Raw genomic sequence first — 21,961 nt, forward strand, 5'->3', positions numbered from 1 at the left:
AGATCCTCGCCGACGAGTGGGGGGTCTCCGCCGACGTCTGGTCCGTCACCAGCTGGACCGAACTACGCCGAGACGGCCTGGCCGCCGAGGAAGAGGCGTTCATGCACCCCGGTGACGAGCCACGGGTGCCGTACGTGACCCAGAAGCTGGCCGGAGCCACCGGCCCGGTCGTGGCGGTCACGGACTTCATGAAGGCCGTCCCGGACCAGATCCGGCAGTTCGTCCCGAACGACTTCGCCACCCTCGGCGCAGACGGCTTCGGCTTCTCCGACACCCGTGCCGCGGCCCGCCGGTTCTTCAAGATCGACGCGCACTGCGTCGTCGTGCAGGCCCTGGAGATGCTCGGACGCCGCGGCGAGGTCGATAGCTCGGCAGCGGCCAAGGCCTTCGAGAAGTACCGGATCGACGACGTCAACGCCGGTACGTCCGGCAACGCCGGCGGCGATTCCTAGGCCACATCAGGCCACCCCGACGGGTGCCCCCGGCCATCTGCACACGCAGGTGCCCGGGGGCGCCCGTTTTTGTAGTGATCCTCCAAAATGGAGCCGCAGCCGGCCAGTGCGTAGTCTGGACCCATGACAGATGAGCGTCCGGGTACCGGATCACCCCGCATCCGCCCGGTCCGCCAGCCCAAGGCCAGTCCCGAAACGCTGAAACGGCTCAAATCCCATCTCGGAGTGCTCTCCACGGTTGCACTGAAGCACCTGGACCAGTCGCTGCCCTGGTACCGAGGCCTGCGCCCCCAGGAACGCGCGGCCCTGGGCCTGGTGGCACAGAAGGGCATCGCCTCCTTCGTGTCCTGGTATGAGCGCCCCTCCTCCCCGCAATGGGTTCTGACCGACGTCTTCGGCACGGCCCCCACCGAGCTGACGCGTTCGATTTCCCTGCAAAAGGCCCTGCAGCTGATCCGCACCATCGTCGAGGTGGTGGAGAACCAGGTTCCCGAACTGGCTCCCGACGCCGAACAGATGCAGCTGCGCGAGGCGGTTTTGCGCTACTCGCGCGAGGTCGCCTTCGCCGCGGCCGATGTGTATGCCCGGGCCGCCGAGTCCCGGGGCGCCTGGGACAGCCGCCTCGAGGCATTGGTGGTCGACGCCGTCCTGCGCGGGGAAAGCCCCGACGCCCTGAGGTCGCGCATCGCGGCCGTCGGATGGACGTCGCAATCCGGAATCCATGTCATCGTCGGCAGCGCCCCGGAAGATGCCGGGGCCACCTTCGTCGGCGACCTGAGGCGCGTGGGCCAGCGCGTTGCCAAGGACTGCCTGGTCGGCATCCAAGGCGACCGGCTGATCCTGATGCTTGGTGGCGTCCGCGAACGGGAGGCCACCTTTGCCCGCCTCGCCGAATACTTCGGACCCGGGCCCATCGTCTACGGTCCGGAGGCACCCAGCCTGCGCGACGCCGCAGCCAGTGCCCACGCGGCGTTCGAGGGAATTGCCGCGGCCCGGGCCTGGCCGCTGGTCCCCCGCCCCGTGGCCGCCGACGACCTGTGGCCCGAACGCGTCATGAACGGGGACGCCGCGGCACGCACCGCGCTGGTGGACAGCATCCACAAACCACTCGAACGGGCCGGAAACGGCTTGATCGAGACGCTCTCCAGCTACCTCGCCCTGGGGCACTCGCTGGAGGGGACGGCCCGCGAATTGTTCGTGCACGCCAACACCGTCAGGTACCGGCTCAAGCGGGTCTGCGATGTCACCGGATGGGATCCGTTGGTGCCCCGCGAGGCGTTCGTGCTGCAGACGGCACTCGTCGTCGGACGCCTGGACGCGGGCGAGTCGTTGTAGGATTCCTCTAAAGCCTCTCGCGCAGCTTCGTGCCGCAAGACACCCGTCATTTCGCCGATCTTTGGAAAGCTGGAATCGTGCTAGCTATCGTGTGCCCCGGACAGGGCTCCCAGACCCCCGGATTCCTCTCGCCCTGGTTGGAGGTGCCCGGAGTCGCCGACCATCTGCAACAGCTCTCCGACCTCACCGGCCGCGACCTCGTTGCTCACGGCACCGTCTCCGATGAGGAGACCATCAAGGACACCGCGGTGGCCCAGCCGCTCATCGTCGCCGCCGGATTGATCGCGGCACGCGCGCTGTTCGGCGGATCAGGTGCGGCCTTCCAACTACCCGCCTCCACCGTGCTGGCCGGACACTCCGTCGGGGAGATCACGGCCACCGCCCTGGCCGGCGCGCTGCCGGAAGGCGATGCCATGGCCTTCGTGCGCGAACGCGCCAACGCCATGGCCCAGGCCGCTGCGGCCACCCCGACCGGCATGGCCGCCGTCCTCGGAGGCGATCCCGAGATGGTCGCCGCCGCGCTGTCCGCGGCCGGCCTCACCGCCGCCAATGCCAACGGCGGAGGCCAGACCGTCGCCGCCGGCACCCTCGAGCAGATCGAGACCCTGCTCGCCGCACCGCCGGCCAAGGCGCGGGTCATTCCGCTGAAGGTCGCCGGAGCCTTCCACACCGGGCACATGGAACCGGCAGTCGGTGCGCTCGAGGCCCTGGTGCCCTCCCTGCACCCTGCAGCACCCACCGCTCCCCTGCTGAGCAATTACGACGGCGCGGCCGTGGTCAGCGGCGAGGCAAACCTCGCGAGCCTGGTCGCCCAGGTCTCCCGCCCGGTCCGTTGGGACCTGTGCATGGAGACGATGGCTTCCCTGGGCGTCACCGGGATTCTTGAACTCCCGCCGGCAGGCACGCTGGTCGGTCTGGCGCGCCGTGGCCTGAAGGGCGTCCCCACCCTGGCGCTGAAGTCCCCCGAGGACCTCGACGCGGCCCGGGAATTCATCAAGGAACACGGCCAGTCGGCCACCGGAGAGGACAGGAACTAACGTGAGCGCAGCACTGACCCAGAACACCGCCCGGGAATTCACCCGGATCATGGGCGTTGGCGCGGCACGCGGCGACGTCGTCGTCACGAACGAAGACGTCTGCCAGTGGATCGATTCCTCCGATGAGTGGATCCAGAAGCGTACGGGCATCGTGACCCGCCGTCGTGCCGACGCCGAGACCTCGCTGCTGGACCTCGCGGAGACCGCTGCGCGGGGTGCCCTGGAAAGCGCCGGGATCGAGGGCTCCCAGTTGGGTGCCGTGATCGTCTCCACGGTGACCTCTCCGTATGCGACCCCCTCCGCCGCCGCCGCCCTGGCCGACCGCCTCGGCGCGACCCCGGCGCCGGCCTTCGACATCTCTGCGGCCTGCGCCGGCTACTGCTATGGCGTCGCCCAGGCGGACGCGCTGGTGAAGTCCGGTGCGGCCGAGTACGTGATCGTCGTCGGCGCCGAGAAGCTCTCTGACATCATCGACAACCACGAACGGACCATTTCGTTCCTCCTCGGCGATGGTGCCGGCGCCGTCGTCATCGGACCGTCCGACACCGCGGGCATCGGCCCTTCGGTGTGGGGCTCCGATGGCAGCAAGTGGGACGCCATCGGCATGACCCACTCGATGCTGGACCTGCGCGACGTCGCGGTGCAGGCCGAAGAGGATCCGCAGGGCGATGCCCTGGTCGCCGGGACCGAAGCCAAGCTCTGGCCCACGCTGCGCCAGGATGGCCAGACCGTCTTCCGCTGGGCCGTCTGGGGCATGGCCAAGGAAGCCCAGCGCGCCATGGACGCCGCGGGCATCACGGCGGATGACCTCTCGGTGTTCCTGCCCCACCAGGCGAACATGCGCATCATCGACGAAATGGCCAAGCAGCTCAAGCTGCCCGAATCGGTGGCCATCGCCCGCGACATCGCCGACACCGGGAACACCTCGGCTGCCTCGATTCCCCTGGCCATGCACCGCATGCTGCAGGAGCGCCCCGAGCTCTCCGGAACGCTTGCCCTCCAAATCGGTTTCGGCGCGGGCCTCGTCTTCGGCGCGCAGGTCATCGTCCTGCCCTAGGCTATTGACCGGACAACACTAGAGTTCACCGTCCTCGGGACGGGAAATAAGCGTCGGGAGATTCCCGGCACAAGAGAAAGGGAGCCTCATGGCTAGCAACGAAGAAATCCTGGCCGGCCTTGCCGAGATCGTCAACGAAGAGACCGGCCTGGCCACCGAAGCGGTTCAGCTGGACAAGTCCTTCACGGACGACCTCGACATCGACTCCATCTCCATGATGACGATCGTCGTCAACGCCGAGGAGAAGTTCGACGTGAAGATCCCCGACGAGGAAGTCAAGAACCTCAAGACCGTCGGCGACGCCGTGAACTTCATCGCCAACGCCCAGGCCTGATCCACCCGGTCCCTTCCCCGTACGTCGCCTGAGGGCGGTCGACCGGGAAGCCACGGTCTTCAGGGTGGCCCGCCGAGGTCGGCGGGCCACCCTTTCACCACCTCCGGCGGACAGCAGCCCGCTGTCCGCCATCTGCAACACCACACAGAGAGTATGTAGATGGCTCGCAAAGTAGTAATCACCGGCCTCGGCGCAACCACGCCGATCGGTGGGGACGTCCCCACCCTCTGGGCCAACGCCCTGAAGGGTGTCTCCGGCGCCCACACCCTGACCGATGACTGGGTCGAGAAGTATTCCCTGCCCGTGCACTTTGCCGCCAAGGCCTCCACGCCGGCCGCCGAGGTGCTCTCGCGTGTGGAACTCAAGCGCATGGATCCTTCCACCCAGTTCGCCGTGGTCGCATCGCGCGAGGCCTGGAAGGACTCCGGCATCGAGGAGATCGACCACGACCGCCTCGCAGTGGCCTTTGCCACCGGGATCGGCGGCGTGTGGACGCTGCTCGATGCCTGGGACACGCTGAAGGAGAAGGGGCCGCGTCGCGTCTTGCCGATGACCGTCCCCATGCTCATGCCCAATGGACCCGCCGCCGCCGTCAGCCTGGATCTGGGAGCACGTGCGGGAGCCCATACCCCCGTGTCCGCCTGTGCCTCCGGAACCGAGGCCATGCATCTGGGTCTGGAGCTGATCCGCGCCGGCAAGGCCGACGTGGTCATGTGCGGCGGGGCCGAGGCAGCCATCCACCCCATGCCCATGGCCTCCTTTGCCGCCATGCAGGCGTTGTCCAAGCGCAATGACGATCCGGAACACGCCTCACGACCCTACGACGCCGACCGCGACGGCTTCGTCATGGGCGAGGGTGCCGGTGCACTCGTGCTGGAGGCCGAAGAGCACGCCCTGGCGCGCGGTGCCCACATCTACGCGGAGCTGGCAGGTACCTCGGTCACGGCCGATGCCTACCACATCACCGCCCCGGACCCCGAGGGCCTGGGCGCAACCCGGGCGTTGAAGGCCGCCATGTTCGACGGCCTCATCCAGCCCGAGGACGTCGTCCACGTCAATGCACACGCCACCTCGACCCCGGTCGGAGACAAGCCCGAGTACACCGCCCTGCGTGCCGCGCTCGGCAACCATCTGGACAGCGTCTCGGTCTCCGCGACGAAGTCCCAGATGGGGCACCTGCTGGGGGCTTCCGGAGCCGTGGAATCAGTGCTCACCGTTCTTGCCGTCCAGGAACGCAAGGCCCCGGTGACCATCAACCTGGAAAACCAGGATCCGGAGATCCCCTTGGATGTCGTGACCGGGACACCCCGCGAATTGCCATCGGGCCAGATCGTGGCACTGAACAACTCGTTTGGTTTCGGTGGACACAACGCAGTGGTTGCCATCCGCAGCGTCTGATCCGCCCCACCTGCACGAAAGCCCCGCACCTCGGTGCGGGACTTTCGGTGTTGCCCCATCGCCGGCAGGAAAGTGGCTGGGATCCAGTACTCCGGCGTCGCCCGACGTCGGGCGTACTGTTCCTCAGGTCAAACTCTGCATAGCGTCGAAGCCCCGGCCAATTGGCCACGTCTCTTGGCCGACAAACAAGGTCCGGAAATTCGAGCCGCATTTGCCCCAATGACCCATTTCGGACCGGGGTCCGTGTGACTCTGCCCTAGCCGCGTCCCAGTCTCTTCAGGAATCGCTTTGCATACCTCTTAGCCCGCGTGGGGATGGGAACATCGAGGCGCCTAATGGCCTTGGCTTGCGTCGCCACGGTTTTCTGGGTCTTCGCCAGTTGTTTTCGCGTCTCGGTCGCCACCTCATGCGACTTCGCCAGCTCGACCTTGAGAAGCTTCACTTCCTTAGTCAAGCGGGCATCCACCTGGCGCACAGTGACTTCCGGCTTTTTTGAGTGCGGAACTTCGGGCCGAAAAGCATACGCCAACCGTTCGCCATCGACTATTTTGCCCTGCCGAAGCCACCAGAGCCGTGAAATCACTTCACGACGGCCACCTTCCCCGGCAGCCAGGACAGGATGCACCATCGGCGGAAGGTCAGCCGCACCAAGTTTTTCATCAAAATCGTTGGCCCGCTGCCCTGGCGCATAAATGTGGGGAAGGTTGTTCTTCTCCAGAAAACCCGTGAACTGCTCGAATGTTTCAGCCTGGCGGTCATGGAACTTTCGGTAGTCAGCATATTGGTAGACGTCTTCTGCCCGCGTTTTACTGGTCAGCTGGCCCAGTGGAAGATAAGGGATCTCGTGGTAATCGGCCAACTCCCGGGTGCGCGAATCATGGGCCACCAGCAAGGTCGGAGTTCCAGAAAGTATTCCAGCCACAGTGCCATGAATGCGCGTCCCCACAACAAAATCGAAATCGCTAAGGTAGTTGACCCAGGTGTTCGGATCAAGCGGAAAACGAATTTGGTCATCCAAATGCAGCGAACTATCCGGATTCGACAACACGGAAATCGAGGTATCAGGACTGGCTGGCCCGCCCCAGACCATGGAATTGAGATCCTTCGAGTTCTGTGGAATGTACCTGAACCGTTTGAACCGCTGTGCATGCGATTGGATAATGGGCACCATGACGTCTGTCTCTGGTGATGCCGACATGGCCAGGGAAGATCCTTCGGTCAGTGTCGTATCGAGCGCACGGACTGTGGGACTTGGACCGTTCATGAAGACTGACGGGCATCCGATGACGTCAACGTGCTCCTCGCCGAATCCGAGTCGCTTCAGATATGCCGAGGTTTCTTCCCCGCGAACCCCGACGCTTGCCGACCTGTCGAGAACAACCTTCATAAAAGCCTGTACGTCGTGATCAAGTTCGCTATCCGCTGCGTCGTCTCCATCCAGAGAATGCTGGCTCCCGACGCCGACGACCGTCACTGGCATGTCCAGCTGACCTATGACACGGGTCAGCCGTTGCAGGTTTTGTCGGAAGCTCGGCCGAAAGGCGTTGGCCAACGGTACGACGAACGCGTCGAACTCATCGTTGATCTTCTGGATATACCTATCGTCAATACCCCGGCGCCCGCTGTTGTAGCTATTCGGAACAACTTCGGTGCCCTCCACACTCAGAGCCCGGAACATTGATTGGCCGAACAGCAAGTTGCCGATGTTGGTGGCGATGACGTTCTGTGCGAGGACAGATTCGGCCGGTACCGGTACCCACGGTGACTTCGCTGCCCGTAACAGTAAACGCGCCAAGAATGCATCTCCTACGGCTAGATGTGTTGCACCACCACTCACTGGCACATTTAGAACCCAAATTATCAACCATTGCACAGGAAAGGTACTTGAAAGCCATCAAAGCGTCCCTGGCAAACCTCAAGCGTCCGTCACAGGTTGATCCACCAAATCTGCCGATGCTTGGGGCGAACCGACGACAGTCGACGAATCGACTATGCATGGAGCGGAAGTGGGCTGGAGGACACTTCCCCTGGGCGTAAAGTCGATCCCAATGGACCCGATCGAGTGGAAGAAACGGCGATCTAGCCGACCTGGTGGAGCCAGCGCACGGGGGCGCCCTCGGTGGCGTGGCGGAAGGGTTCAAGCTCTTCATCCCAGGCTTCGCCCAGTGCCAGCGAAAGCTCGTGGTAGACGGCTGCCGGGTCGCCGGTACCCTGCTCGTAGGCGAAACGGATCCGGTCTTCGCCGACCATGATGTTTCCGGCGGAGTCGGTGGTGGCGTGGAAGATCCCGAGCTCGGGGGTGTGCGACCAGCGGCTTCCATCGACGCCTTGGCTCGGTTCCTCGGTGACTTCGTAGCGCAAGTGGGCCCATCCGCGCAGGGCTGACGCCAGTTGTGCTCCGGTGCCCTGTGGGGCCGACCAGTGGACTTCGGCACGGTACATTCCGGGCGCGGCCGATTGCGGCGCCCAGGTCAGATCCGTGCGGTCTTCGACCACGGATCCAATGGCCCACTCGATGTGCGGGCACAACGCCGTCGGGGCTGAGTGTACGAAGAGTACGCCCCGGGTCATGGGTACAGACATGCCATCCTCCAGTTCCTGTTGGTACGTCTTCCCCAACGACAACAGGCACTAACAGAGGCGTTCACATGCTACCTGAGTTCATTCTGCATGATTCTGCGTCGAATCGCCACCTTGACCTGCGGTGTCCTGCCACGTGTTGCGGTTTGTCCGGAGATTTCAGGCCCGAGGATGTGCCTGCTGGTAGCTGCTGCGCAGCCGGTCAACCGAAACATGCGTATAGAGCTGGGTGGTCGCCAACGAGCTGTGCCCCAGCAGTTCCTGCACGGTGCGCAGGTCCGCGCCGCCATCGAGCAGGTGGGTTGCCGCAGTATGCCGCAGGGCGTGGGGGCCCCGTGCCGCGGTGTCCCCGAGCCCTTCCAGGGCCCTTTGGACCATGGTCCGCACTTGCCGCTGCCCCATTCTCGCGCCGCGCTCCCCCAGGAACAATGCGGGGCCCGAGTGTTCGTTGGCTAGCTGGGTGCGGCCCCGGCGCAGCCAATCACTCAGTGAGCGGTGCGCAGGTTGCCCAAACGGAACGGTCCGCTCCTTGTCGCCCTTGCCCAGCACCCGCAAGGTACGCCGGTCGTGGTCTACATCATCGATGTCCAAGCCGACCAGTTCCCCGACGCGGATTCCAGTGGCATAGAGCATTTCAAGGATGGCCCGATTACGGTCCGCCACGCCCTGTTGGCGCGGCGTCAACGACACCTCCCCGGAGCCGGCATCTGTTGATGCGGTTAGCGGTTCCCCCGGGCTTTCCACATGATGGCTCTGGTATGGGCCAGGCGTCTGGAGCTCGGAGGAGGAAGTACCACTGTCCTCGTCCGCAACGAGGAGCCGTTCCATTTGCGAGGCCTGGAGCACGTGTGGAAGACGTTTGGCGTTCTTGGGTGAGCGCAGGCGCAATGACGGGTCGGTGGTGATGAGTTCTTCGCGCAGGGCCCAGCCCATGAAGGTCCGCACTGCGGCGGCATGACGCGCCAGGGTGGATGACGCGCGCCCGCGATGTTGCTGTTCGCCCAGCCAGAGCCGGAGAATCGACAAGTCGATGGCCGACAACTGGTCGAGTTGATGCTCCGTGGAGGCGTACCCGAGGAGGGAGGAGACATCGGCGAGGTAGGCCCTGAGGGTGTGCTCGCTGCGGGAACGTTCCAGCGACAGGTAGCGTTCGAAGCCATCCAGTGCCATGGTGAACTGCCGCGGCCACCCCGCTGATTCCCCTGGCTCCCGGTGCACGTCTACCGGAGGTCGAGTGGTCGTCATGCCACCAGCTTCGCCCCTGGGAGCGTTGCAGTGAAACTGCCACGCCGCACCGGGTGTCGGCAGCTCAGCCAGATCGCTTTCGCCGCCATCCGCCGGGTCCCTGTTCCGCCAGCCCGCGGGCCTGCAATCGGCTGAGCCCTCCCAGGACCGCGCCGATGCCCAGTCCGGACACCGTTGCCAACTTGTCCGGAGCAGCGCCTTGACGAAGGGGGAGGGCATCCATGAGCAGGAGGTCCTGGATATCCAACCCATCGTGGTCCCGCGCTGGGCTTGCTTGCCGGGTGGGTGGCTCCCCGGTCGGGGTCGAGGCCCCGGGTCCCAGGAGTTCCAGCGCCTCGGCGGCGTCCGTGACCGGAATTGCCGATCCCTCTCGCAAAAGACGGTGGCAGCCAGCGGAATTGGAGGAGAACACCGATCCCGGGACCGCTCCGACTTCCCGGCCGATCTCACTGGCACGAAGTGCCGTGGTCAGGGCCCCGGAGCGCCACCTCGCCTCCACTACGAGGGTGGCACCGCACAGCGCGGCCAGGATCCTGTTCCGCTGGAGAAATCTCCAGCGAGTGGGCGCGGTGCCGGGTGGCACTTCTGCCACCAGGAGCCCGGTGGACTCCACCCGGCGCAGCAGTTCGTCGTTTCCCGCAGGATAAAACCGGTCCAGTCCTCCGGCCATGATGGCGACGGTGCTCGGGCGCTCCGATCCCTGGTCAGCGTTGAGCGCCGCTTCGTGGGCACGGGCGTCGATCCCATAGGCACCTCCGGAGACGATGGTGATCCCCCGCTGGCACAGCTCGGCCACCATTTCATACGTCACATGCCGGCCATAATCGGTGGCATCGCGGCTTCCGACCACCGACATCGACGACCCGGCCGCCGGAAGCTGGGCGATCCCGCTGGCACCGCGCCACCAGAGGCACAGCGGCGCCCCGAGCCCCAGATCATCAAGCTGTGACGGCCATCCGGGATCCTCGGGAATCAACAGGTCCCCACCGAATCGACGGATGGTCGCCAGATCGCGGGTCGGGCCGTCGATATCAACGCGGGGCCGCCACCGCTCGAGCCCGGCATCCAGGCGGTGCGCGCCACGCAGTGCGGCTTCTCCCCCGAGCAATTCGGCCACGGCCTGCTGCTCGATGACCGGCGCCTTGCCGGAGGAGTGGCAAATGATCCGATAGGCCTCCACGGGCCCGGCCACCGTCACCAATGCGGTTCCGGTCAGGTCGTTGGGTTCCATCAGGCGGGCCAGACCGGCTCGTGCCCATCGGAGTTCGGCATCGGGGCTCATGTGATCGCTCCTTGGGCGTGGTGGCGCAGTTGCAGCGCGACGTCGATGTCCGCAGGCTGCGGGCGCTCCTGACCGGCCAGGTCGCTGATCGTCCACGCCAACTTCAGAACCCGGTGAAGTCCTCTCACCGAAAGCAGACCCCTTTCGAGCTGGCGGTCCGCCGTGGCAGTGGTCCGGGTCGGCAGCGCCAGGACGCCCCGTAGGATCGTTCCCGGCAGATCGGCGTTGCGCGTGATGCCCAGGGGTTGCAGCCGTGCCCTTTGGGCTCGGCGGGCCTCGGCTACCCGACGTGCGACGGTCGCCGTCGTCTCTTCGCCCCGCCCGGAGCCCAGATGCGTGGCGTTGACGCGGGGTACCTCGATTTGCAGGTCGATCCGGTCCAGGAACGGCCCGGAGAGCCGGTCGAAATACCGACGACGTTGCATTGCGGTGCAGCGGCAGTCGATGGCCTTGCCACTCGAGAGCCCGCACGGACAGGGGTTCGCCGCGAGCACGAGTTGGAAGCGCGCCGGATAGGTCGCCGCTCCCGCGGAACGGTGCAGGGTGATCTCCCCCGACTCCAGGGGCTGACGCAACCCATCGAGGGCTTGGGTGTTGAACTCGGGGGCCTCAGCAAGGAATGGAAAGTACACCTCGATTGGGAGCTTCCATTCTAGCCGCCAGCGCGCTCCGAACGGGGCTGATCAGAGGCAGAATCCCAGTCCGCCACGGTCAGATTGACGCATGACCACAAACACGATCCCGCCGTTGACGCCATCCGCTGTCGAGCAGTTACGGACCCTGATCGAGTCCGCCGCGACCATCGAGTCACCGATGCGGGGGTGGGGACTATTTCTCGCCTGCGGCCACACGATTCGGTATCGGCAACACGCGAGCCTCCATGCCCCGGATGCTCCGACCTGGTCGTGCGCCGATTGTGGGCACCGCCGCCGGCTGACCGGTTCGACTCCTGCAAACGACGCTCGGGAGCGGGCCTGGCAGCTCCGTGACGCGGAGGTTGAGTATCGGCGTGCGCTGGATGAGGTGGCGAGGTTGAAGCGGCAGCTCGTGCGGGCGGAGCGGCGCGTCTCCGCCGCGAGAGCATCACTCCTCAGAGCGCAGGACGATGTTGAGGCGTTCGGAGGGGTATCCGCGGCCCGGGGCGAGATCGATGTGATGGATGAGCTGGCGGAGTACCGTCCGGCGTGACTCGTTGTTTAGCGTCGGCCAGACCGTGACGAGTTGCTCGTGAGTGAGCGGTGCCGGGTGCTCGATGGTCAATGCGACACGTTCATCATTTAGGTTCGCGATGCGCTCCTGAACGTGGGCGATCATGCCGGTAACGATCTGGTGGAACTCGCTACCGACCGTCAGTGAAGACGCCTTGCTACGAAGGGCGTCGAGCTCCTCACCGGCAACGGCCAGGTCTGCATCGATGCGAACAACGGTCGCGACGTTCGAGGTCTCCGTTTTTCTGTTGTGGGCGTCGAGGCGGTCGCTGGAGTAGAACTCGAACAACCAGTCGATGACGTGCTGCTCGGCGATCGGCGCGGTGATCGACGCACCACCCCTGCAGGTACCGGCCCCGTGGCGGCGGTTCGCTTTGCACCGATACACGTACCGCACCGCCCGGCGACCGTCCGCGTCGGGTTTCTGCGGCTGCACAACACCGGCCAGCGGCGCCCCGCAGGGGCATCTCAGCAGCCCGGTGAGCAGCCATGCGCGTCTCCCCCACCCATTCCGTGCGCCGGTAGTGCGTGACCGGAGAGCCGCTTGGATGCGATGCCACGTGGCCAGGTCGCAGACTGGTTCCTGGCTGATCACCGGTTCCCCGTCCGGGGTTCGGGCGATGTGGTCGAGCGGATCGATGCTGACGCCCCGACGGTGCGGCGGCAGCTGGTGTTGCCGGTAGCCGACCATCCGGGGAGAGAACAACGCGGCGCGAACCTTCTGCTCGCTCACGAGCCCGCCTTCGGGGCCGGTGATCCCGTAGCGTGCTTGCCAGTGCACAGCGACTTCGCGGAGGCCGGCGCCGGCGAGCACGAGGGCGACAGCGTCCTTCAACGCCTGATGCTCGACCGGGTGGGGCTCCAGACGTCGCCCCGTTCGTCCTGCACGATCGGTGACGCGGGGTCCAGGTTGCCAGCCGAATGGGCGGCGTCCGCCGTTGATGAATCCGGCCTGCGCAGCGTGACGTTTCGCGGCACGCTGACGCTCACTCATCGTGTCCGTCTCAGCCTCCGCCAACAACGCCTTCACACCCGTCGAAAGCTTCGCGGCAGCGGTGACACTGTTCAGCTCCTCCGTAGAGTCCTGGTGCGACAACAACGTCACACCCTGCTGTTGGCATGAGGTCACCCATTCCAGGCAGCGTGACGCGACCCGCAGGGTGCGGTCGAGTTTCCAGAACGCCACCGCCCGAACCCGCCCCGACGCGATCCCCGCATTCAACGCACGCCACCCAGGCCGCTCCGTCCGGGCATAGGCACTGGCGGAGTCGCGGTCGACGTACTCGCCCATCACCGTCCACCCGCCCTCTGCCGCAAGCTTCCGTGTCAGATCGAGACGTTGCCTCTCGATCGCATCCCGCCCGTCGCCGTGGGCACGCGAAAGCCGCAGATAGAGGTACACCGGCAGTGTTCCCGGCAGTGGCGCTTCGGGGCCTGTCCACCGAAACGGTAACGGTTTCACTTTCACTGACGGGAGAAGGACGGTCGTCATGGCTGCCTGATCCTGGAAGAGCCACGGGTCGCCATAGGAACGAGTGTCGATACGGCCACCGACATTTATGCGGTGCGTTCAGTCCTCGAACGGGTTCACAACCGAATGCACACCATGCTCGGCACACACGAAACCGATTCGGAGATGCCCGTCAGCCTCGAACGGCTCAGGTGGAAGATCGCTTCCGCACTCTGAGCACGTGCGGTACGCGAGATCGTCTTCCCCGCCCTTCATCACTCGACTCTAGACTTCGCGCTTCAGGCATACACCTGCCCCTGGGTCTATGTGACAAAAGGGATACGTGGTGGCGGCCTTCATTGGAAGCCAACACCGGTGGGCGATGTGTCGGTGAAAACCAAGAGACCCGTCCGCTGTCGAAACACCCAGAGCGCCCAGAAGGTCATCACTCGACAGGGGGACGCCACGCGATCTCGCGTCGCACAGCTTCCCCCAGGACAGCCGTGAGGGTCTCGAACCCCTCGTGGAGTTCCATGATGTCCGACGTTGCACGGTTCTCAAGGTCGTCACCGACGAGTCCTTGGAGGTGTCGCGGCGAGATGGATAGACGAGCAGATGTGTCCTTGAAGGCATCAACAGCGGCGCGGACTCCGGCATCGAGCACACGGCTTGCCAGACGGCGCACATCGACACCGTTGGAGTGCATATCGTCGCTGAGTGTGTCGGGAAGGTGGGTGTATTTGCCTTCACGCGCCTGCATGTGATCAAAGTGCATCGCCTTGTAGGTAAGCCGCGCCATGAGCTGCACTGCATCCTGAAGCGCCAGCAGAATCTCGCGCTGGAAGGTATGCGCCTCATCGTCGCGTCGTGACTCTCGCTCGGTACCGCGAAGCTGCAACTCGCGCGCCAGCGTCCGAGCATCGCGCCGACGCTCATTCAGCCCCGCAAGCAAGTAGCCGCCCAACGAAGCAAGCAGCGTCGCAGCGGCAATGACAATCTGAGTAAAGACCACCGGCTCCACGCGTACTCACCCTCTCTTGCCAACAGGTCACACAATTGATCACCACGGTCGCACCCGGAACGATTCGCGCGGCTTGACTTCAGGTAGAGCCACTCGCACTCGGCAACTACCTGAGCGTTCAACTTGTTCGCAGTACTTCCTCCGGCTTGAAGTACTCCACGAAGAGGCGTCCCAGTTCGATCCAGTCTCCTGCTGTCACACTGTCATCGGCGTGCAGATCAAGAGCCTCCTCGACCGTCCAGCCTTCGTAGGTGACGTATGGCTCATTCCAGCGCCCAGAATCCCACGCAGCACACGCACCTTTGCGTCGCTCGGACTTCCCGACGCCGATCCAAAAGAGGTTGCCAGGGTCGTGACCTTTGATGCTCGGGAAGTGATTCGCTTTGCCCCATTGACGCCAGGCATGGTTGAAACCGAACTCGAAGGCCATCTTGTTGCTCGTGACAGCCTCGACTCCCTGCGCGAGCACACCCAGGGCCATGCCGATCACGACCTCTTTGACCTGGTTGTCTTTCGTAGGGCTCATGCCTCAACGGTATCGGGCGCCCCTGACGTCGTCGCGTGCAATCGCCAGTCACTCTGATGATGAAGCAACCGCCGTCAGACTGAACTCTCACGCAGTTCGCTTGGGAATCCCTTCCTCCGCGCACGTGACATCCGCAAAGGTCCGGCCGAGGCTCTTGTCTCTCATCAATCGTTAGCTGGGCCGCGTTACAGGCGTTTCAAGGCTGTACCCACCACCTGACAGTTGGCTCACGAGAGCGACTAGATCATAAGCGAGGTCGAGAATCGGCGGATGGACATGACCCGGAGTGCTCTCGTGTTCGAGCTTCGCGAGCAGAACGGGCATGAGCGCCTCAGCGAGTTCGACTTTGCTGACCTGCTGCTGGATACGTTGGAAGACCACTCCGATATCGAGTGCGCGTTCACGGGCGTACTCGATGTCTGCGCGTAGCCGAGGTGCCCAGTCTGCCTCGCAACCTGTCGCTTCGGGACTCGCTAGAAGCACCTGAGCGATCGCTGCCTCGAGTTCGTCATCGGTGAAGTTCGCGAGCTCGTACTTCTGATCACCCCAGGTACGCAGCTGAACGAGGATCTCAAGTTCATCGTCGGTGAGAGTGCCGCCTTGCGCGGCAACTTCTTGACGCACGATCCCACGTAGTTCGCCGAGGTGTCGGTCTTGCGCTTCCGGGGTACCCCAGTACTTTCCCTCGGCGTCCATTGCGATTACGAGCGCCGTGGGGCCAGTTTCAATCAGTTGACGATCACCACGTACGCGTCCCAACCGGGGCGCGACATATCGAGCCAGTTGGCGGGGCCTATCGCTCGATGTTTGTTGGTTGATGACACGCACTTGCTGCGGCTTGCTGATCCCCAGAGCATCCAGCAGCGCAGGTAGGTGAACCATCTCGGTCTGTCCTTCGAGCACGAGCACGACGGATGGTTCGGGTGACAGGCCCACCCGCGCGAGGCTTCGGTGAATGCCGTCGCTATCTGGTTGCAATCCGATTCGTTCCTGCAGGGGATGCCACATATGCGGGTCGTTCGTCTCAGGGAGTGACTCAAGGGTGCCCAGCGACGCGAGTTCTTCGTGTGCGCGCAGAAGCACTTCTGCCGCGATTCGTTGCCAGACCGCTTCGAGCGCGCCGCCGCGGAGCCGGAACCACCCGCTCGCATCGGAATGCCTGGCCAGATCCCACCGCTCGCGCATCGGGTCGTATGTGTGGGCGCGGGAGAGCAGGAACTCCGCTGCGGAGCGAAGACGCGCCACAGGAAAACCGGCCGCAACGAGTCGCGTCGTGGCGTCTACGTCGTAGCGGGCCGCGAGCAACGTCTCTCGTTCAGCACCATCTCGGTAGGTGACCCGGCCGACAATGGAGGGGAAGAACCGCGCTGACAGCGCAGCCAAGGCCAGGTGCTCGTGCCGCTGTCGAGCGGCAAACGTTCGGTAGCGCTCATCCTCCTCGGCAACAAGGCGTGGATCATCGGCGATAACGCGTAGGTTCTCGCGCTCTCGGAGAGCATCGCGGAGTCCCAGGAGCTGCCACCGACTGTAGAAGAATCCGTCCCACCAGCTATCGCCCGCGCCATCCGGGCGATAGTGCGGCCAGAGCGCTGCGTCCTCACCCTGCGGATCGCGAATCATGCCCTCGCGTGCGTATCGTGCGATCTTGCTGGAGTCGCCTTCGTGGGGGGCCGGAAGAGGCTCAGCCTCCCGGTCATCGTCTGCTCGATAGAGCGGGACCAGTAGCCCGAGGCGGTGAAGCTGCTCCAGGTCATCGAGAGAGATGCGCTGATCCCACTTGCTTCTAGCCTCATCTCGAAACTGCCCAGACGATAACAGCGGAACTTGAGAAAAGGCGAAGGGGATATCTAGTACTGGCAAGGTCGATGGAGAGTGCTGGGCATCAGCTGGCATTGCGCTGCCTTAGTTCTGCATTCAGCTTCTTCTCCAGACGCAGGGACTTCATGAAGCGCCACCAGTCGCGGAAGAACTCCGGCCGGCGTATACCGAGCTCAGGAATTGGCCGGTAGTAGTCGCGGTTGTTCGGCCCGAACGGTACCGGCTTTCCTTCGCGATACGTGATGTAGTCGTACGGTTGCCGCCCGGGAGCGCGGTGGCGGACGAAGAAGATGGCTGAGCCATCGAACTCGTCACCCTCCGGAGCGATGTCCTCGATCCATGTCCAGGGGATGTGACCGCACTCAATGACGGTCGACGCCGGCATGGACGTTTGCGCGAGAGTTCGACGGCCATCCTCATCGAGGTAACTCTCCACTCCCCTGGTAATGACCTCGACATCGCCGTGGCCAATCTCGATGATCTCTGGGCCGGTGAAGGCGTAACCTCGCCAAGTCATGTCGTTGCTACCGTCGTAACCGCGCTTGTAGCGGTCCACGTTCATCACGATGATCCTGCTGTTTAACCCCTTGGTGCGAATCGGCCCAAGGACCTCCCAAGCTTTAGCCTCAAGCTCACGGACGCGTTCACGCTGCTGTCGGAAGGAAAGACGCCGCCCGAGTAGATAGATTCCGACAGTCACCGCGAGCGCGGCCACGGCCACGACAAGCGCTGCAAGGTCCACCCATGAGAACGCGCTAGTCATTCTTCAAGGGTAGCGACCACGCAAACTGGTAAATATGCTCACCGTCTACCTGGATCAGAACAAGTGGATCGATCTTGCTCGCGCCGAGTCAGGCCATCCGCAAGGTGCGCGCTTCGTCGAGACATTGGCCGTCCTGAAGGCAGCCGCGGACGACGGACGCGCACGCTTCCCGCTCAGCATGGCTCACTACTACGAGACGGGGAAGCAGCGCGACCGTAGGAAACGCGAGGACCTGGCAACCACGATGACGCGGCTCGCAGGAATGCTGAGGATCGCTCCACCTCATGTGATCGTGCCGTGGGAGATCAAGCGGGCGCTGATTGACTCTTTCGGCCTGGATGTCCCTGTTGAGGAGCTCGACCTGTTCGGTCTTGGGGTCGCTCACGCGGCAGCATCACCAAGCCTGCGGTACGTGGCACCCACCGAGTATCGCGGGGTACCTCTCCCCGCAGATGTGCGGCAGGAGATTCAGCGCCGAGCTGAGCCAGAGTACGAGCGCGTGATCCTGGCCGGCGCGACACCGGACGGGATGCCTGATGACCGACGCATCGTGCTGAACGACATGAAGCACCTCACCGACGACCGCTTCGTAGACGGCCAACGCAACGTCGCGGATGTACTCAAGAGCCTCGGGAGAGGCCGTCTCAACGATGTCATGGTGGCAACAGCGATCGCCGACATCATCGACCCCCTGCTGCGGATTAGCGGACAACTCGGCGTAGATTTCGACGAGATCGTTGATCGACTGGCGCATCTTGTCGAAGCCATGCCATCTCGCTGGGTCGAGATGAGCCTCAGACAAGCACGGCAGGCGAACCCGCAGAAGGAGTGGAGCGGGAACGATCTCAACGACGTCACCGCCCTCGCGATCGCCGTGCCCTACTGCGACATAGTCGTCACGGAAAAGTCATGGGCTGCGATGCTCACAGATGCGAAGGTTCCTGCACGATTCGGCCATGTCGTCACCGCAAGTCTCGATGAGCTCGTCAACCACCTCACGGCCACGCCGCACCCGCGATCGCAACAGACGAACGTCGAGGAGTGAGGACGGGATCATCTTGGCTGTCGTTCGCCGCTCCTCGCACCAGGATTAGCTGCAGACGTCCCGTCGCTGTTCGTCCAGGAGGTGCTTCGCATGAGCAGTTCGCTCCATCACGCGGTTCGACTAGCGTCCTCTGTTGACTGATTTCGTGGTGGGAAGTCGATCCATGCCCACAGGCCGTTGCGGAACGAGAGGTAGCGGTGCCAATAGTTGGACCAGATCCAGAGCGCATCGACGGACTCGAAGCCGGCCGGCGTCGAGGTCGGCAGTTGGAAGTCGTCGGCGAAGAACCGGGCGGGCAGCGCGTCGTCCGTGGGGACCAAGAACAGGTGACGTTCCGAGACGTCTGCTGTGCGCCCTAGTTTGTTGAGATGCGACGCCATGTGCGGTTCGCCATGCCAGGTCTCGACGACCCGAGCGAAGTCGGAGGGGGCGTTATCGACGAACTCTGCGCGTACGGACTGGTAGATGACCACACCCGGATCAAGACGAGTACGTCGAAGCGCACCGAGATCGTCGGCAAGGAACCGCGCCAAGTCAACTTCTGCATCAAGCACCACCGAGGGCAAGTCGGAAGGTTTGTCTACCCCGTAGGTATCGCATAGCTCAACAGCCCGCAGGACGGCCTGCCGTACGAACCTGTACGGGAAGCTCGTCGCAGCAGCGCGGAACTCCCACGAGCTGGTCGCCGGCCAACGCCAGCCCTCTTTCATCGCCATCCCTTGCCAGGCGATAGATGCCTTTTCAGTGACGAGCGTGACCTCAAGAGCACCCCGCCGTCCGTCGGGCCATTCAAGGAGGAAGTCCACTGCCGCCTGGCGGCCGTCCGTGTCGTGAAGGTGTACCACGGCGCCGGTTTCGTAGCCGACCAAGTAGGCCGCGATTTGCTCGGCCCTGTCAGCAAGCCCCGTCACGCACGCGCCTTACCTCGGAGGCTGGCGAAGTACTCAGTGGTCCAATGATGGTCGTGGAACCCGGAACTGTTGAGGCTGTGCATCGCGGGAACGATCGTGGGCGAGGTGAGAATGGAATCGCACAGTGGCGTCAGGGCATCTACAACGATCTGGCCAAGATATCCAAGGATCTCGATCTGCCCAGTGGTGTTGCCCAGCAGCACGGGACTCATCTTGCTCATCGCTTCTTGGCCGTCTTCCTTCGGGTCACCAAAGTGGACTCCGCCTTCAACGTGGGCGTAGTAGCGGATGACCTGCTTGGCCGAGAGGTCACGACCCTCAAGCAGACCGACTCTCGCCGCAAGGAACTGGTCCGCCGTCAGCGCCTCAGTCTCAGCGTCGCCGACGAGCTCGCGCCCGCTCAGTCGAACCAGATACTCAAGCGAATCGTCGGCGCCGACAGGAGCCTGCCACGGTCTGATTCGGAACTCGGTCTTGACTTCCTGTCGAGCCCACTTGACCGTGGCAAGTAACGGCTCGCCGCGATCAGTAAGGAGTTTCCGAAGCAACGGCGCAATGCCGAGCAGCTCGTACCGGCTCCGAGAAGCTGGGGCATCACTGCGGTCGCGCAGATCAGCAACTGTTTCCACAAACAGCCATTCAGCCAACATCATTTGCGGACCGATGTCTCGTGCCACCGCGGCCTCCTCCCGTCCGCAGGCTGGCCTACCGCTTGGATGGCGTAGGCGCTCTCAGGTGTGCAGGATCGCCCGTAATCGACATCGAACCGGCTGGACGAGAATCAAGACCAGTCACACCCCGCGCTTGGCCTGCGCTCTCAGTTTACGAGCGCATTGCGCGTCTCAACTCGTGCCACAGCCGCCCGAGTCATTGCAGCGCCGTTGTAGCGCTTCGGTTCCTATCAGCAAGGAATCGAAAGTACACCCCGATGTGTGCTACCAGTTTACGCGAACGACCACCCTTGGATCTACGACTGCGTAGCTTGCGTTCGTTCAAAAGAACAGGGGGTGAATCGAGCCGTTGAGCCGTGTCGATTCGGCGGCGCGTTAGGCGATGATGCGAGCGAGTCGTGCGATGCCTTCAGTGATCTGGGCGGGGGTGGCTGCACCGTAGGAGAAACGGAGGAACGGGGCTGGGGGCTCGTCGACGAAGAAGTGTCGCCCGTCTCCGACGATTACCCCGGCGGCGTAGGCGTCGGCGCTAATCTGCCTGGTATCGGCCCCGTGAGGTAGTCGCACCCACAGGTGGATACCTCCGCTTGGTACGCTCTGGATTCGAACGCTCGGCAGGACCTGACGGAGCGTAGCAGCCAGGGCGTCGCGGCGTCCTGCGAGTTCGGTGCGCAGGCGCTTGAGGTGTCGTGGCCAGATGTTCGAGGTCAGTAGGCTCAGGGCGATCTCTTGAACCATGGGAGCAACGCAGAGGTCATCGGCGGTACGGGAGGCCTGGAGTCGGTCACCGGCGGGGCCGCGTGCGATCACCGCACCGAGCCTGAGTCCTGGAGAGGCAGGTTTCGAGAGCGTGGTGACGGTAACTACGTGACCGTCGGCGTCTTCAGTGATGAGCGCTGGCGGTGTGCGCCCGTCGATGCCGAGGTTCCTGGCCCAGTCGTCTTCGATGATGAATGCCCCATGTCGGGCTGCGAGTTCGAGTACCTGAGTGCGGCGTTCCAGGCTGAGCACCGCACCGGTCGGGTTCGCGTAACTGGGTTGCAGATAGATAACGCGGGCGCGGGTGCGTTCGAGTTCGTCAGCGAGACGCTCGACGATGATTCCGTCTTTGTCGGCAGGTACGGACGCGATGGTGAGCCCAGCGCTTTGTGCAGCGAGGATCGCACCGGGGTAGCTCGGACTCTCCATGATCACGGTAGAGCCCGGCTCGGCGAGGGTGCGCATCGTGAACACGAGACCCTGCTGACCGCCAGCGACGATGAGCACGTCGCCAGGATCAGCTCGATACTCGGCGGCGAGTACGCGGCGAAGCTCGGGCGATCCTGCGGGCGAGGTCATCATCCATGCCCTGTTGCTTTTGGCGGCGCGCGAGCCGATCCTGTGCAGGTCGTCGTGTGGGAGGAGTTCGGGGGCGAGGTACCCCCAGGAGAGCGGGATGTGCTCGGGCGTGCCGTAACCGCCGAGTCGTGACGCGCGGTCCGCGTCAACTCGGGCGGGGCCGAGCGCCTGAGACTGCCACGCGAAGTCGGCCTCGGCGAGCCGACCGCGCTCGGCCACGAAGGTGCCCCTGCCGGGCTCGGCGCGCACCAGCCCCATGGCGCTGAGCTCGGAGAGGGCAGCGGAGACTGTGGCGGCGCTCGCCTGGAACTCCTTGGACAGTTCTCGCACCCCGGGCAGCTTCTCTCCGGTGGGCGCCGCTGCCACCCGCTGATGCAGCCGAGCCGCAATCTCCGACGCTCTGTTATCATTGGACATGAAGCTAGTAGATAACGTTACTCACTTATTGACAAGTCCGTTACGGCCTTGCTCGGTTGTCGTCACGGGGACT

The 21,961-nt window shown here is 64.1% G+C and carries 20 protein-coding genes; 7 read left to right on the forward strand and 13 right to left on the reverse strand.

Going from position 1 to position 21,961, the window contains the following annotated elements; translation table 11 throughout:
- From ACN0TP_RS09255 to fabF, 6 genes are all read left to right on the forward strand, one after another.
- Positions 1–452: transketolase-like TK C-terminal-containing protein (locus tag ACN0TP_RS09255; RefSeq protein WP_417218568.1), on the forward strand; the 452-nt coding region annotated here is incomplete at its 5' end.
- A gap of 123 nt (positions 453–575) precedes the next feature.
- Positions 576–1,787, forward strand: a complete 1,212-nt coding sequence (locus ACN0TP_RS09260) for a PucR family transcriptional regulator (protein ID WP_417218569.1) — start codon at positions 576–578, stop codon at positions 1,785–1,787.
- Between the two features lie 77 nt (positions 1,788–1,864).
- Positions 1,865–2,824: an ACP S-malonyltransferase gene (locus ACN0TP_RS09265; RefSeq protein ID WP_417218570.1), complete on the forward strand. Its 960-nt coding sequence runs from the start codon at positions 1,865–1,867 to the stop codon at positions 2,822–2,824.
- 49 nt (positions 2,825–2,873) lie between these two features.
- Positions 2,874–3,881 carry a beta-ketoacyl-ACP synthase III gene (locus ACN0TP_RS09270; protein WP_417218844.1) on the forward strand — a complete coding sequence of 336 codons (1,008 nt, stop codon included), beginning with the start codon at positions 2,874–2,876 and terminating at the stop codon, positions 3,879–3,881.
- Positions 3,882–3,969: 88 nt separating this feature from the next.
- Positions 3,970–4,215, forward strand: a complete 246-nt coding sequence (locus ACN0TP_RS09275; protein ID WP_343900660.1) for an acyl carrier protein — start codon at positions 3,970–3,972, stop codon at positions 4,213–4,215.
- Positions 4,216–4,374: 159 nt separating this feature from the next.
- Positions 4,375–5,613 carry a beta-ketoacyl-ACP synthase II gene (gene fabF, locus ACN0TP_RS09280; RefSeq protein WP_417218571.1) on the forward strand — a complete coding sequence of 413 codons (1,239 nt, stop codon included), beginning with the start codon at positions 4,375–4,377 and terminating at the stop codon, positions 5,611–5,613.
- A gap of 256 nt (positions 5,614–5,869) precedes the next feature.
- Here fabF and ACN0TP_RS09285 read toward each other — a convergent pair whose 3' ends face one another.
- The 10 genes from ACN0TP_RS09285 to ACN0TP_RS09330 form a co-directional block, all read right to left on the reverse strand.
- On the reverse strand, positions 5,870–7,408 hold the full coding sequence (locus ACN0TP_RS09285; RefSeq protein WP_417218572.1) for a polysaccharide pyruvyl transferase family protein: 1,539 nt from the start codon (positions 7,406–7,408) through the stop codon (positions 5,870–5,872).
- Positions 7,409–7,692: 284 nt separating this feature from the next.
- The gene (locus tag ACN0TP_RS09290; protein WP_417218573.1) at positions 7,693–8,196 is read right to left on the reverse strand and encodes a DUF3145 domain-containing protein; all 504 of its coding nucleotides are present in this window, start codon (positions 8,194–8,196) and stop codon (positions 7,693–7,695) included.
- A gap of 156 nt (positions 8,197–8,352) precedes the next feature.
- A complete protein-coding gene (locus ACN0TP_RS09295) occupies positions 8,353–9,363 on the reverse strand; it encodes a tyrosine recombinase XerC (RefSeq protein ID WP_417218845.1) in 1,011 nt (336 codons plus the stop codon).
- A 139-nt stretch (positions 9,364–9,502) separates the two neighbouring features.
- Positions 9,503–10,720 carry a DNA-processing protein DprA gene (gene dprA, locus ACN0TP_RS09300; RefSeq protein WP_417218574.1) on the reverse strand — a complete coding sequence of 406 codons (1,218 nt, stop codon included), beginning with the start codon at positions 10,718–10,720 and terminating at the stop codon, positions 9,503–9,505.
- Entirely contained in the window at positions 10,717–11,352 is a 636-nt protein-coding gene (locus tag ACN0TP_RS09305; RefSeq protein ID WP_417218575.1) for an ATP-binding protein, read from the reverse strand. The genes dprA and ACN0TP_RS09305 overlap by 4 nt, the downstream gene beginning before the upstream one ends.
- Before the next feature lie 451 nt (positions 11,353–11,803).
- A complete protein-coding gene (locus tag ACN0TP_RS09310; RefSeq protein ID WP_417218576.1) occupies positions 11,804–13,420 on the reverse strand; it encodes a recombinase family protein in 1,617 nt (538 codons plus the stop codon).
- A 403-nt stretch (positions 13,421–13,823) separates the two neighbouring features.
- Entirely contained in the window at positions 13,824–14,399 is a 576-nt protein-coding gene (locus tag ACN0TP_RS09315) for a hypothetical protein (RefSeq protein WP_417218577.1), read from the reverse strand.
- 118 nt (positions 14,400–14,517) lie between these two features.
- Positions 14,518–14,925, reverse strand: a complete 408-nt coding sequence (locus tag ACN0TP_RS09320) for a hypothetical protein (RefSeq protein WP_417218578.1) — start codon at positions 14,923–14,925, stop codon at positions 14,518–14,520.
- Between the two features lie 171 nt (positions 14,926–15,096).
- On the reverse strand, positions 15,097–16,818 hold the full coding sequence (locus ACN0TP_RS09325) for a hypothetical protein (RefSeq protein WP_417218579.1): 1,722 nt from the start codon (positions 16,816–16,818) through the stop codon (positions 15,097–15,099).
- Positions 16,808–17,506, reverse strand: coding sequence for a hypothetical protein (locus tag ACN0TP_RS09330; RefSeq protein ID WP_417218580.1), 699 nt, complete (start codon positions 17,504–17,506; stop codon positions 16,808–16,810). The genes ACN0TP_RS09325 and ACN0TP_RS09330 overlap by 11 nt, the downstream gene beginning before the upstream one ends.
- Before the next feature lie 34 nt (positions 17,507–17,540).
- Between ACN0TP_RS09330 and ACN0TP_RS09335 the strand changes: the two genes are divergently transcribed.
- Positions 17,541–18,551 carry a hypothetical protein gene (locus ACN0TP_RS09335; RefSeq protein WP_417218581.1) on the forward strand — a complete coding sequence of 337 codons (1,011 nt, stop codon included), beginning with the start codon at positions 17,541–17,543 and terminating at the stop codon, positions 18,549–18,551.
- A gap of 107 nt (positions 18,552–18,658) precedes the next feature.
- Here the strand turns inward: ACN0TP_RS09335 and ACN0TP_RS09340 are convergent, their stop codons facing one another.
- From ACN0TP_RS09340 to ACN0TP_RS09350, 3 genes are all read right to left on the reverse strand, one after another.
- Entirely contained in the window at positions 18,659–19,462 is an 804-nt protein-coding gene (locus ACN0TP_RS09340; protein ID WP_417218582.1) for a hypothetical protein, read from the reverse strand.
- Positions 19,459–20,139 (reverse strand): hypothetical protein, encoded by a 681-nt coding sequence (locus ACN0TP_RS09345; RefSeq protein ID WP_417218583.1) that lies wholly within the window; start codon positions 20,137–20,139, stop codon positions 19,459–19,461. The genes ACN0TP_RS09340 and ACN0TP_RS09345 overlap by 4 nt, the downstream gene beginning before the upstream one ends.
- Positions 20,140–20,508: 369 nt before the next feature.
- Positions 20,509–21,888, reverse strand: a complete 1,380-nt coding sequence (locus ACN0TP_RS09350) for a PLP-dependent aminotransferase family protein (protein WP_417218584.1) — start codon at positions 21,886–21,888, stop codon at positions 20,509–20,511.
- Between the last annotated feature and the right edge of the window lie 73 nt (positions 21,889–21,961).

The organism is Arthrobacter sp., assembly GCF_048266065.1.
Lineage (GTDB): Bacteria > Actinomycetota > Actinomycetes > Actinomycetales > Micrococcaceae > Arthrobacter_H.

Bases quoted from the DNA above. Each gene is read 5' to 3' on its own strand.
- ACN0TP_RS09330 (WP_417218580.1), bottom strand. From the start codon at position 17,506: ATGACTAGCGCGTTCTCATGGGTGGACCTTGCAGCGCTTGTCGTGGCC.
- fabF (WP_417218571.1), top strand. From the start codon at position 4,375: ATGGCTCGCAAAGTAGTAATCACCGGCCTCGGCGCAACCACGCCGATC.
- dprA (WP_417218574.1), bottom strand. From the start codon at position 10,720: ATGAGCCCCGATGCCGAACTCCGATGGGCACGAGCCGGTCTGGCCCGC.
- ACN0TP_RS09295 (WP_417218845.1), bottom strand. From the start codon at position 9,363: ATGGCACTGGATGGCTTCGAACGCTACCTGTCGCTGGAACGTTCCCGC.
- ACN0TP_RS09290 (WP_417218573.1), bottom strand. From the start codon at position 8,196: ATGTCTGTACCCATGACCCGGGGCGTACTCTTCGTACACTCAGCCCCG.
- ACN0TP_RS09310 (WP_417218576.1), bottom strand. From the start codon at position 13,420: ATGACGACCGTCCTTCTCCCGTCAGTGAAAGTGAAACCGTTACCGTTT.
- ACN0TP_RS09325 (WP_417218579.1), bottom strand. From the start codon at position 16,818: ATGCCAGCTGATGCCCAGCACTCTCCATCGACCTTGCCAGTACTAGAT.
- ACN0TP_RS09275 (WP_343900660.1), top strand. From the start codon at position 3,970: ATGGCTAGCAACGAAGAAATCCTGGCCGGCCTTGCCGAGATCGTCAAC.
- ACN0TP_RS09350 (WP_417218584.1), bottom strand. From the start codon at position 21,888: ATGTCCAATGATAACAGAGCGTCGGAGATTGCGGCTCGGCTGCATCAG.
- ACN0TP_RS09270 (WP_417218844.1), top strand. From the start codon at position 2,874: ATGGGCGTTGGCGCGGCACGCGGCGACGTCGTCGTCACGAACGAAGAC.
- ACN0TP_RS09320 (WP_417218578.1), bottom strand. From the start codon at position 14,925: ATGAGCCCTACGAAAGACAACCAGGTCAAAGAGGTCGTGATCGGCATG.
- ACN0TP_RS09260 (WP_417218569.1), top strand. From the start codon at position 576: ATGACAGATGAGCGTCCGGGTACCGGATCACCCCGCATCCGCCCGGTC.
- ACN0TP_RS09335 (WP_417218581.1), top strand. From the start codon at position 17,541: ATGCTCACCGTCTACCTGGATCAGAACAAGTGGATCGATCTTGCTCGC.